This window comes from Streptomyces sp. WAC05292 (assembly GCF_003949955.1).
Classification (GTDB): Bacteria; Actinomycetota; Actinomycetes; order Streptomycetales; family Streptomycetaceae; genus Streptomyces; species Streptomyces globosus.
Genome location: NZ_RPSE01000204.1, coordinates 1 through 10,833, shown reverse-complemented (window position 1 = coordinate 10,833; position 10,833 = coordinate 1). Strand labels below are relative to the sequence as shown.

Annotated in this window: 10 protein-coding genes; 6 read left to right on the top strand and 4 right to left on the bottom strand. The window is 74.8% G+C overall.

The window, feature by feature from the left end; translation table 11 throughout:
* Positions 1-107 precede the first annotated feature (107 nt).
* Both EF903_RS20465 and hutH read left to right on the top strand, forming a co-directional pair.
* Positions 108-1,223, top strand: coding sequence for a GGDEF domain-containing protein (locus EF903_RS20465; RefSeq protein ID WP_125545247.1), 1,116 nt, complete (start codon positions 108-110; stop codon positions 1,221-1,223).
* A 104-nt stretch (positions 1,224-1,327) separates the two neighbouring features.
* On the top strand, positions 1,328-2,869 hold the full coding sequence (gene hutH / locus EF903_RS20460) for a histidine ammonia-lyase (RefSeq protein WP_125545249.1): 1,542 nt from the start codon (positions 1,328-1,330) through the stop codon (positions 2,867-2,869).
* 83 nt (positions 2,870-2,952) lie between these two features.
* On the opposite strand, the gene EF903_RS20455 is transcribed toward hutH, so the two are convergent.
* Entirely contained in the window at positions 2,953-3,303 is a 351-nt protein-coding gene (locus tag EF903_RS20455; RefSeq protein ID WP_125545245.1) for a hypothetical protein, read from the bottom strand.
* 107 nt (positions 3,304-3,410) lie between these two features.
* On the opposite strand from EF903_RS20455, the gene EF903_RS20450 reads away from it, so the two are divergent.
* The 3 genes from EF903_RS20450 (at position 3,411) to EF903_RS20440 (ending at position 6,251) form a co-directional block, all read left to right on the top strand.
* Positions 3,411-3,752, top strand: coding sequence for a hypothetical protein (locus EF903_RS20450; RefSeq protein WP_260615667.1), 342 nt, complete (start codon positions 3,411-3,413; stop codon positions 3,750-3,752).
* Between the two features lie 122 nt (positions 3,753-3,874).
* Entirely contained in the window at positions 3,875-5,137 is a 1,263-nt protein-coding gene (locus tag EF903_RS20445; RefSeq protein WP_125545241.1) for an Ig-like domain-containing protein, read from the top strand.
* Positions 5,138-5,288: 151 nt separating this feature from the next.
* Positions 5,289-6,251 carry a GNAT family N-acetyltransferase gene (locus tag EF903_RS20440; protein ID WP_125545239.1) on the top strand — a complete coding sequence of 321 codons (963 nt, stop codon included), beginning with the start codon at positions 5,289-5,291 and terminating at the stop codon, positions 6,249-6,251.
* On the opposite strand, the gene EF903_RS20435 is transcribed toward EF903_RS20440, so the two are convergent.
* Complete coding sequence (locus tag EF903_RS20435; protein ID WP_125545237.1) at positions 6,241-7,146, bottom strand: helix-turn-helix domain-containing protein; 906 nt, start codon at positions 7,144-7,146, stop codon at positions 6,241-6,243. The genes EF903_RS20440 and EF903_RS20435 overlap by 11 nt on opposite strands.
* A 160-nt stretch (positions 7,147-7,306) precedes the next feature.
* On the opposite strand from EF903_RS20435, the gene EF903_RS20430 reads away from it, so the two are divergent.
* Positions 7,307-8,353 carry an NAD(P)-dependent alcohol dehydrogenase gene (locus EF903_RS20430; protein ID WP_125545235.1) on the top strand — a complete coding sequence of 349 codons (1,047 nt, stop codon included), beginning with the start codon at positions 7,307-7,309 and terminating at the stop codon, positions 8,351-8,353.
* A gap of 49 nt (positions 8,354-8,402) precedes the next feature.
* Here the strand turns inward: EF903_RS20430 and msrA are convergent, their stop codons facing one another.
* Together msrA and EF903_RS20420 are read right to left on the bottom strand one after the other, a co-directional pair.
* On the bottom strand, positions 8,403-9,071 hold the full coding sequence (gene msrA, locus EF903_RS20425; protein ID WP_125545233.1) for a peptide-methionine (S)-S-oxide reductase MsrA: 669 nt from the start codon (positions 9,069-9,071) through the stop codon (positions 8,403-8,405).
* Between the two features lie 57 nt (positions 9,072-9,128).
* Complete coding sequence (locus EF903_RS20420; protein ID WP_125545231.1) at positions 9,129-10,214, bottom strand: hypothetical protein; 1,086 nt, start codon at positions 10,212-10,214, stop codon at positions 9,129-9,131.
* Positions 10,215-10,833 lie beyond the last annotated feature (619 nt).

Below are 10,833 nucleotides of genomic sequence, written 5' to 3'. Positions count from 1 at the left end.
AGTCCCATCACCCCAGGTTAGGGACTTTTGTCCGCATTCGTGACGGCGCGGACCGGGTTCCCGGCCGCGCCGTCACGAATGCGGACAAAAGTCCCTAACCTGGGGTGATGGGACTCGACGGGCGGCTGCGAGCCGTCGTGGGCCTCGCGCAGGCCATGGCCGCCGCGGCCGCGCCGCGGGACAGCGTGCGCGCCGCGGCGCGCGCCGCGCGCCTCGCGCTGGACGGCTCGTTCGCCGCGATCTCCGCCTGGGAGCGGGAGCGCGGCCGGCTGCGGGTGCTCGTCAACGAGGGGGAGTGCCGGCCCGGCGAGGCCGAGTTCCCCGAGGACGAGTCGTACCCGGTGCACGACTTCCCCGAGATCGCCGAGTTCCTGCACGAGCTGTGGGCCGGCGGCGGCGGCCCGCACGCCTGGGTCGAGCACGCCGGCGGCGGCCGCCCCGGGCGCCGCGGCGAGGCCCTGCGCCGGCGCGGGCGCGGCACCTGCGTGGTCGCGCCGATCGTGCTGAGCGGGCGGGCCTGGGGCGAGCTGTACGTGGCCCGGGACGACGGGCTGCCGGACTTCGACGAGGACGACGCCGAGTTCGCGGGCGTCCTCGCCGCCGTCGTCGCCGCCGGGCTCGCGCAGACCGACCGCCTGGAGGAGGCCCGGCGGCTGGCCTTCACCGACCCGCTCACCGGGCTCGCGAACCGGCGGGCCGTCGACATGCGGCTCGACGAGGCCCTGGAGGAGCACCGGCGCGTCGGGGCCGTCGTCAGCCTCGTCGTCTGCGACCTCAACGGGCTCAAGCGGGTCAACGACACCCTCGGCCACGCCGCCGGCGACCGTCTGCTGGAACGGTTCGGCTCCGTGCTCAGCCTGTGCGGCGCCATGCTGCCCGGCGCGCTGGCCGCCCGGCTCGGCGGCGACGAGTTCTGCCTGGTCAGCGTCGGCCCGCCGGCCGACGACGTGGTGCGCGCCGGCGAGGAGCTGTGCCGGCGCGCGGGCGGGCTGGAGCTCGGCGAGGGCGTCGCCTGCGGCATCGCCTCCACCGGCGACCCGATCGGGCCGGTGCAGTCCTCCCGCCGCCTCTTCCGGCTCGCCGACGCCGCCCAGTACAAGGCCAAGGCCGCCCGCTCGACCGGGCCCGTCGTCGCCGGCCGCGACACCGCCGTGGTGCGCCTCGCCGACGCGGCCGCCCGTGAGGAGCCGGGGGAGCGGCGGCGGTTCCGGGGGCGGGCGTGAGGCCGGGGCGTGCCGGGCCGCGGGGCCCGGGGCGGCGTAAGAGGTCCTCGTGAAAGTCGCTAGTGACATGAAGCGATTCAATCCGTAGGGTGCTGAATATGGATATGCACACTGTCGTGGTGGGGACGTCCGGGACCACCCCCGAGGACGTCATCGCCGTCGCCCGCGGCAACGCGCGGGTCCAGCTCTCCGAAGAGGCCCTCGACGCGCTCGCCCGCGCCCGCGGGATCGTCGACGCCCTCGCCGCCAAGCCCGAGCCCGTCTACGGCGTCTCCACCGGCTTCGGCGCCCTGGCCTCCCGGCACATCAGCCCCGAGCTGCGCGCCCAGCTCCAGCGCAACATCGTCCGCTCGCACGCCGCAGGCCTCGGCCCGCGCGTCGAGCGCGAGGTCGTCCGCGCCCTGATGTTCCTGCGACTGAAGACCGTCGCCTCGGGCCACACCGGCGTCCGCCCGTCCGTCGCGCAGACCATGGCCGACGTCCTCAACGCCGGCATCACGCCCGTCGTCCACGAGTACGGCTCGCTGGGCTGCTCCGGCGACCTCGCCCCGCTCTCGCACTGCGCGCTCACCCTGATGGGCGAAGGCGACGCCGAGGGCCCCGACGGCACCGTGCGCCCCGCCGGCGAACTCCTCGCCGAGGCCGGCATCGAGCCGGTCGTCCTCCGCGAGAAGGAGGGCCTCGCCCTCCTCAACGGCACCGACGGCATGCTGGGCATGCTCCTCATGGCCCTCGCCGACCTGCGCCGGCTGTACACCTCCGCCGACATCACCGCCGCCCTGACGCTGGAGGCCCTCCTCGGCACCGAGAAGGTCCTCGCGCCCGAGCTGCACGCCATCCGCCCCCACCCGGGCCAGGGCGCCTCCGCCGCCAACATGGCCGCCGTCCTCAAGGGCTCCGGCCTCACCGGCCACTACCAGGAGGAGTCCGCCCCCCGCGTCCAGGACGCCTACTCGGTGCGCTGCGCCCCGCAGGTCGCCGGCGCCGGCCGCGACACCCTCGCGCACGCCGCCCTGGTCGCCTCCCGCGAACTGGCCTCCGCCGTCGACAACCCGGTCGTCCTGCCCGACGGCCGCGTCGAGTCCAACGGCAACTTCCACGGCGCGCCCGTCGCCTACGTCCTGGACTTCCTCGCCATCGCCGCCGCCGACCTCGGCTCCATCGCCGAGCGGCGCACCGACCGGCTCCTGGACAAGAACCGCTCGCACGGCCTGCCGCCCTTCCTCGCGGAGGACGCCGGCGTCGACTCCGGCCTGATGATCGCCCAGTACACGCAGGCCGCCCTGGTCAGCGAGATGAAGCGGCTTGCCGTCCCCGCCTCCGCCGACTCCATCCCGTCCTCCGCCATGCAGGAGGACCACGTCTCCATGGGCTGGTCGGCCGCGCGGAAGCTCCGCACCGCCGTCGACAACCTGGCCCGCATCATCGCCATCGAGCTGTACGCGGCCACCCGCGCCATCGAGCTGCGCCACGGGCTCACCGCGGCCCCCGCCAGCCTCGCCGCCATCGAGGCCGCCCGCGCGGCCGGCGTCGGCGGCCCCGGCCCGGACCGCTTCCTCGCGCCCGACCTGGCCGCCGCCGACGCGTTCGTCCGCTCCGGCGGACTGGTCGCCGCGGTCGAGGCCGTGACCGGCCCGCTCGCCTGACGGCAGCCGCGCGCACCGCGCACACGGCGGGGGCCGCGCCCCGGGAGGACATCCCGGGCGCGGCCCCCGCGCCGTGCGTGCGGCTACGCGCCGCGCGAGCGGCGCACCGAGAAGGTGACCGACCCCGCGCCCACGATCAGGCAGGCCGTGCCCGCCAGCAGGTAGGGGGTGGTGTCGACGCCGCCCGTGTCCGCGAGCGTCAGGCCGGCCTGCGCGGCTGGGCGGCCCGCGGCCGTACCGGAGGCACCCGAGGCCGTGGAGGCCGTCGTCACGGTGCCCGGAGCGCCCGCTTCCGCCGCCGGGGGCGCCGTGGAGGGGGCGGGGGCCGGTGCCGAGCCGCCGGGCGCGGCGGCGCCCGCGGAGGGCACGAAGCACAGGGCGGCGAGCAGGGTGGTCGCCCCGAGGGCGGTGAGCAGCGGACGGCGTGCGGACACGGGGCGATCCCCCTTGCGGAAGCAGCGAATTGGCCGTGTGCGGTGATGCTACGGAAAGGGGCGGGTCGCGGGAAAGCCGGGGCTTCTCCGGGCTTACGCTCCGTCGTATGAACCCTTCTGACACATCACGATACGTACGGCTTCGAGTGGATTTGGTGCTGGAGGTGCCCGACGCCGGCGCCCTCACCGGCGCCGCGCTCGAACACATCGACGCCGACGAGTTCATGCCGGACGAGGAGCGCGGCCACGCCGAGTCGGCCGTACGGGAGGACGAGTCCGAGGCCCTGGCCTACCTCGTCGACCCCACGGACCTCGTCGCGGAGATCCCCGGCGTGGAGCTCGTCCAGGCCTCCTGGAGCAGCGAACCCGTCGAATACGACCCCGAGTCCCTGGAGTGGGACCTGGGCGAGGAAGATGGGGACCTCGACAGAGAGCCCGGCAGCGCCTGATCGTGGGGTTGCCCACATTCAAACGGAATGTGGAACCGATCCCGGCCGTCAACGCGTTGACTGGTCAGTGGCAGGGGGCGTGTCCCCCTGCCCGGGGACGGCCCCGGGGGGTTCAGGCAACGATGGAGTGGCGTGTGAGGACGGACAGCAAGCTGCGGAGAAGGTCCATGGGGGCCATATCCGCCCTGCTCGGCGGCGTACTGATGCTCACGGCGTGCACCGGCGGCGACGAGAAGGCGGGCGGCGGGGACACCGGCAAGTCCCAGTCCGACGTCGACGCGGCGGCCGCCAAGGACGCGTCGAAGGCGAAGATCACGATCACGCCGAAGGACGGCACGGACAACGCCGGCCTGGACTCGACCGCCGTCTCCGTCGCCGACGGCACGCTGACGGCGGTCGAGCTGAAGACCTCCGAGGGTGCCGCCGTGCCCGGCAAGATCGCCGCCGACGGCAAGAGCTGGAAGCCGGAGGCGCCGCTGAAGCGCTCCACGAAGTACGCCCTCTCGGCGACCGCGAAGGATGAGAGCGGCAAGGAGGCGCACGAGAACGCGTCCTTCAGCACCGTCTCCCCTGAGAACAGCTTCATCGGCTCCTTCGTGCCGGAGGACGGCCAGACCGTCGGCGTCGGCATGCCGGTCTCGATCACCTTCAACAAGCCGATCAAGGACAAGAAGGCGGTCCAGTCCGCGATCAACGTCACCTCCAGCTCGGGCCAGGAGGTCGTCGGCCACTGGTTCAGCGCCCAGCGCCTGGACTTCCGCCCGGAGAAGTACTGGCAGGCGGGCTCCACCGTCACGATGAAGATGGCGCTGGACGGAGTGCAGGGCGCCCCCGGCGTCCAGGGCGTGCAGAACCGCACGGTCACCTTCAAGATCGGCCGGAGCCAGGTCTCCACCGTCGACGCGAAGACGAAGAAGATGACGGTGACCCGGGACGGCGCGGTCATCAAGACCATCCCGATCTCCGCGGGCTCCCCGGAGACGCCGACGTACAACGGCCAGATGGTGATCTCCGAGAAGTTCAAGGAGACCCGGATGAACGGCGCCACCGTCGGCTTCACCGACTCCGACGGCAAGGGCGAGTACGACATCAAGGACGTCCCGCACGCCATGCGGCTGTCCACCTCCGGCACGTTCCTCCACGGGAACTACTGGGGCGCCGACTCGATCTTCGGCAGCGTCAACACCAGCCACGGCTGCGTCGGCCTGAACGACGTCAAGGGCGCGGGCGACCCGAACCAGCCGGCCGCCTGGTTCTACGACAACTCGCTCATCGGCGACGTCGTCACGGTGGTCAACTCCCCGGACAAGACCATCAAGCCCGACAACGGCCTCAACGGCTGGAACCTCAGCTGGGCCGACTGGAAGGCCGGCTCGGCCGCCTGACGGCCCGTACGGGGCGGCCCCGACACGGGCCGCCCCACTGGCACCACCCGCCGACGGCGGGGAGCCCCCGCAGGCTCCCCGCCGTCCGGCGTTCCGGGCCCGCGCACAATCCGCGCGCGCCCGCCGACCCGCCCCGGCTAGGGTCCGGCACATGACGACCCCTCATGCGATACGCACCCTCGACCTGCCCGTCTCCGACGCCGACACCGACGTGTGGCACGAGGTGCTCGCCGCCGCCCGGGCCGCCGACGTGCCGGAGCTGCCGCCGCCGTCCCGGGCGGAGGTGGCCGGCCGGCTGCGGGTGCCGCCGGCGCGCGGGCGGACCGCCCTGTGGGCCGCCGAGGACGGCGTCGCCCAGCTGCTGCTCTTCACCGACGAGGAGAACCGGCACACCGCTTTCCTCGGGACGCTCGCCGTCCGCCCGCGCTCCCGCCGCCGCGGCCTCGGCACGGCCCTGTGGCGGCACGTCCGCGCCGAACTCCTCGCGGACGGCCGCACTTCCGTCTCCGTGCAGATCGAGGACGGCGGCCCCGGCCGCGCCTTCGCCGAGTCGCTCGGCTTCGAGAACGTCCTGCCGATGGCCTGGTACGTCCAGGACGTGGCCGGCGCCCCGGCCGGCGGCGCGGACCCGGCCGGCTACACCCTCCTGCACTGGCCCGGGCTCGTCCCCGACGCCTGGGCCGAGGCCGCCGCGGCCGCGCACGGCGCGATGGAGGACGCCCCCACCGGGGACCTGGACGAGCAGACGGTCGCCTGGACACCGCAGCGCCTGCACGCCGCCCAGCAGCTCGTCCTCGACCGCGGGGGCGCGATGTCCACCGTCGCCGCCGTCACCCCGGGGGGCGAGGTGGCCGCGTACACCGAACTCGTCCTGCCCGACCCGGGCGGCCCGCACGCCGTCCAGTACGACACGGTCGTCGTCCCCCGCCACCGCGGGAAGGGCCTCGGCCGGGCCGTGAAGCTCCGCATGCTCGCCGAGGCGGCGGCCCGCCACCCGGGCCTGCGCACCATCGCCACGACCGTCGCCGACGACAACGCGCCCATGCGCGCCGTCAACGCCTCCCTCGGCTACCGGCGCGCACGCGGCGCGGCGGTCTGGCAGCTCAAGCTGTAGCGGCCGGCGGGGCGGCGGACGCGGACGACTCCGGGGCGCCGGGCGCGGCCGACGGGGCGGACCAGGACGCCAGCAGCCGCAGCGCGTCCTGCGACGGCGACCCGGGCACGGCGTGGTAGACGACCAGCCGCTGGTCGCAGTCGTCGGGCAGGGCCAGCGTCTCGAACGACAGCTCCATCGCGCCGACCAGCGGATGCCGCAGCCGCTTCACGCCGTGCGTCTTGTCCGCCACCGTGTGCGCCGCCCACAGCCGGCGGAACTCCTCGTTCTTCACCGACAGCTCGCCGACCAGCGCGGTCAGCTGCTCGTCGTCGGGGTTCCTGCCCGCGTACATGCGCAGGTTGCTGACGACCTCGCAGGCCCGGCACTCCCAGTCCGCGTACAGCTCGGCCGTGGCCGGGTCCAGGAACACCAGCCGCACGAGGTTGCGCTCCTGCGCCGGCAGCGCGCCGAAGTCCCCGAACACAGCCGCCGCGAGCCGGTTCCAGCCGATGACGTCCTGCCGGTGCCCGACCAGGTACGCCGGGACCCCGTCCATCGCGTCCAGCAGCGTCCGCAGCTCCGGGCGGACCCGCTGCGGCCGGTGCGCCTGCCGGCGGCGGCGGGGCCGCGGCCGGGCGAGCTGGCGCAGGTGGGCGGTCTCCGTGCCGTCCAGGCGCAGTGCCCGCGCGATCGCGTCGAGCACCTCGGCGGACACGTTCTGCCCGTGGCCCTGCTCCAGGCGCGTGTAGTACGCGACCGACACCCCGGCGAGGTGGGCCAGTTCCTCGCGGCGCAGGCCGGGCACGCGGCGGTAGCGGGTGTGGTCCGGCAGGCCGACGTCCGCCGGGCGCAGCCGGGCGCGCCGGCTCCGGAGGAACTCGCCGAGCTCGGAACGCGGATCAAGCTGGTCCATCGGCCCAGTATCGCCGGACGGCCGCCCCCGCCGGAGGCGCGAGCCTGACCCCGCCAGGGATAGGAACGGCAGACGTAGGAACGCCAGGGGTCTGGGTCGCCGCCCGCGGATCCGACAGAGTGTGATCACCGCATGATCTGCCTGTCCGAGGAGCACACCCATGTCCGTCACCCAGGCCGCCGCCTACGCCGCCCCCTCCGCGAAGGCGCCGCTGGAGCGCACCACCGTCCCGCGCCGCCCCGTCGGCGAGCACGACGTCCTCATCGAGATCAAGTACGCGGGCATCTGCCACTCCGACATCCACCAGGCCCGCGACGGCTGGGGCGAGGGCATCTTCCCGATGGTCCCCGGCCACGAGATCGCCGGCGTCGTCGCCGAGGTCGGGCCGGGCGTCACCCGGTACGCGGTCGGCGACCGGGTCGGCGTCGGCTGCTTCGTCGACTCCTGCCGGACCTGCGAGTACTGCCTGCGCGGGCAGGAGCAGTACTGCGTCGAGGGCATGACCGGCACCTACAACGCCCTCGACCGCAGCGGCGAGCCCACGTACGGCGGCTACTCCACGCACCTGGTCGTGGACGAGAACTACGCGGTCCGCATTCCCGACGCCCTGCCCCTGGACCAGGCGGCGCCGCTGCTGTGCGCGGGCATCACCCTGTACTCGCCGCTGCGCCACTGGGGCGCGGGCCCGGGCAAGAAGGTCGCCGTCGTCGGGCTGGGCGGCCTCGGCCACATGGGAGTGAAGATCGCGAACGCGCTCGGCGCAGAAGTCACCGTCCTGTCGCAGAGCCTGCGCAAGCAGGAGGACGGCCTGCGCCTGGGCGCCACCCACTACCGCGCGACGAGCGACCCCGCGACCTTCACGGAGCTCGCCGGCACTTTCGACCTGATCGTCTCGACGCTTGCCGTCCCGGTGGACCTCGACCGCTACCTGGGGCTGCTGAAGGTCGACGGCGCCCTCGTCAACGTCGGCGCCCCGGAGGAGCCGGTCAGCCTGAACCTCTTCTCGGTGATCACGGGCCGCCGCACCCTCGCCGGGTCGATGATCGGCGGCATAGCCGAGACGCAGGAGATGCTGGACTTCTGCGCCGAGCACGGCCTGGGCGCGGAGATCGAGGTGATCGCCGCGGACCGCGTCAACGAGGCCTTCGAACGCGTCCTCGCGAGCGACGTCCGCTACCGCTTCGTCATCGACACGTCCACCATCTGACCGGCGGCTTCCCGCCCGGCGAACCGGCCGGGCGGGAGCCGCGGCGTCCTCACCCGCCGGCGGCCGGCGCCACCCCGATCGGGCAGGACACCCCGGTCCCGCCGATCCCGCAGTACCCGGCCGGGTTCTTGTCCAGGTACTGCTGGTGATATGCCTCCGCAGGCCAGAAGGGCCGCTCGTCCGCCGGGAGCACCGCCGTCGTGATCGGGCCGTACCCGGAGGAGGCCAGCACCTGCTGGTAGGCGTCGCGCGAGGCCTCGGCCGCGGCCTGCTGGGCGGGGGAGTGCGTGTAGAGCGCCGAGCGGTACTGCGTGCCCACGTCGTTGCCCTGGCGGAAGCCCTGGGTCGGGTCGTGGGCCTCCCAGAACACCTTCAGCAGCGCCCCGTACGAGACGGCCGACGGGTCGAACACCACCCGCACGACCTCCGTGTGCCCGGTCATCCCCGAGCACACCTCCTCGTACGTCGGGTTCTGCGTGTAGCCGCCCTGGTAGCCGACGAGCGTGGTCCACACGCCGGGCACCTGCCAGAATTTCCGCTCCGCGCCCCAGAAGCAGCCCAGCCCGAAGTCCGCCGTCTCCAGGTGCGCGGGGTAGGGGCCCGCGAGGGGGTTGCCGAGGACCGTGTGCACGGGCGGCAGGGCGAACAGGGGCTCGGGGCGGCCGGCGAGGGCCTCCTCGGCGGTGGGCAGCTCGGGCGTGCGCCGGTACGAGAACATGGATCGCCTCCTTGGATGCCTGTTCAACGGACCGGGACCGCGCAGGATTCCCGCCCGCTACGCCCGCCGGGCCGCGGCGCGGACCGCCCAGTCGCGGGCGTGCGCGTACTGCCGCTCCGGCCGGGCGTGCCGGGTCCACGGCAGCGCCCCGACGTACCCGTCGACGGCGCGGAACTGCTCGACGGCCTCCGCGTCCCGGTCCTGCCAGAACAGCATCCACGCGAGCAGGTGCCGCAGCGCCGCCGTACGCCGGTCGCCGGGAGCGGCCGCGGCCAGGTCGGCGAGGGCCGCGTCGACCGCCGCGACGACCTCCGGCCGCTTGTAGTGGTCCTGGAGGCCCTGCTCCCCGGACTCGTCCTCGAAGTACGCGATCAGCGGCAGCAGACGCAGCAGCTCCCCGGGCCGCGCCCCGTCGGCCGCCCGCCTGGCGAAGCCGAGCGCCAGCTCGTGCGAGCCGCGCCACCGGGCCGTCCAGTACTCGACGGCGGCGGTGTGGGCGCACAGCAGCCGGGGCGCCCGCGCGGTGATCCGCGCCCACAGCTCCTCGTACCGCTGGTGCGGGTATCCCAGACCGGTGCCGACGCCCTGCTCGACCACGTACGGGACGGGGTCGGCGGGATCGGCGGCCTCCTGCGCGGCGTGCGCGGCGCGCTGCGCCGTCAGCAGCAGCTCCCGGAAGTGCCGGAACTGCTCCTGCGTACGAGCCGCGCCGCGGGCGCGCACGTCCCACGCTGCCCGAACGGCGGCGTCGGCAGCGACGAGGGCCGCCGCGGCATCACCCGGCCGGGCCGCCTCCCACGCGGCGAGCCAGGCACCGTCGCGCGCGGCGGCCCGGGCGAGCACCCCGACCCGCCGCCGCCGCTCCTCCCAGTCCCGCCCGGCGCCCGCGACCCAGCCGGCGGCGGCCTCCCAGTCACCGGATGCGACGGCGCCCAGGCAGGCGGCCTCGTCGGCGGTGACGGGCTGGTCGTGCGCGGTGTCGAGTTCGCCCTCGGGCACGAACCCGACCGCACCGGCCTGCGCGGCGCGGTCCTCCTCCACACCGGCCGTCCCGCCGCCGGGGCGGGCCGCCTCCCGGACGGTCCGCACACCGAGCACACCGAGAACGGCGGGCAGCAGCCCCCGCGCGGTGAGCCCGCTCACGAACGCGCCCCCGGATCCCGCAGCGGTACGGCGTTGCACCGCAGACCGAAGCCTGCGGGCAGGACGAAGGCGCGCGGAGCGCGCGGCGAAGCGCCCATGTAGGACAGATCCCCCCGGGAACGTGCGGTACGGACGCCCCGCCGGCCGCGCACGGTGGTCGGCCGCGCACCCGGTCCGCCGGTGGGGGCGCACTGGTAGGACTCCGGCCGCGCCATGGTCAGTGGCGGGCCGACCGCAGGCCGGCCGCTCGGCCTTGCAGGGGATCATGCGGCCTGCCCCTCGCCCACGGCAACCTCCTTAGCACGCACTGCACGCTTTCACCCGGAACGTCCACTCGCGACCGAGCCGCGCCGGGGCCGCCGGCGGCCCCGCAGACGAGCCCACGGCCGACTCGTCCCCGGCCCCGGCCGGTCGGCGGACGCCTGTCGAGGGTGCGCCCGTGGCGATCTGGGGCGGCTTATGTCCGGCGCCGGCCGGTCGGCGGACGCCTGTCGACGGTGCGCCCGTAGCGATCCGGGGCGGTCGTTGTCCTTTCCCGGGCCGGCCCGAACGTCTCTGGCGAGGGGCGGGAAGGGGGTCGTACCCCTGTGACCCTTTCTTCGGGGGGCTCCCGCCAGTC

Excerpts from the sequence above, each read along its gene's own strand:
- EF903_RS20465 (WP_125545247.1), top strand. The coding sequence starts at position 108 with ATGGGACTCGACGGGCGGCTGCGAGCCGTCGTGGGCCTCGCGCAGGCC.
- EF903_RS20435 (WP_125545237.1), bottom strand. The coding sequence starts at position 7,146 with ATGGACCAGCTTGATCCGCGTTCCGAGCTCGGCGAGTTCCTCCGGAGC.
- EF903_RS20430 (WP_125545235.1), top strand. The coding sequence starts at position 7,307 with ATGTCCGTCACCCAGGCCGCCGCCTACGCCGCCCCCTCCGCGAAGGCG.
- EF903_RS20440 (WP_125545239.1), top strand. The coding sequence starts at position 5,289 with ATGACGACCCCTCATGCGATACGCACCCTCGACCTGCCCGTCTCCGAC.
- EF903_RS20450 (WP_260615667.1), top strand. The coding sequence starts at position 3,411 with ATGAACCCTTCTGACACATCACGATACGTACGGCTTCGAGTGGATTTG.
- hutH (WP_125545249.1), top strand. The coding sequence starts at position 1,328 with ATGCACACTGTCGTGGTGGGGACGTCCGGGACCACCCCCGAGGACGTC.
- EF903_RS20445 (WP_125545241.1), top strand. The coding sequence starts at position 3,875 with ATGGAGTGGCGTGTGAGGACGGACAGCAAGCTGCGGAGAAGGTCCATG.
- msrA (WP_125545233.1), bottom strand. The coding sequence starts at position 9,071 with ATGTTCTCGTACCGGCGCACGCCCGAGCTGCCCACCGCCGAGGAGGCC.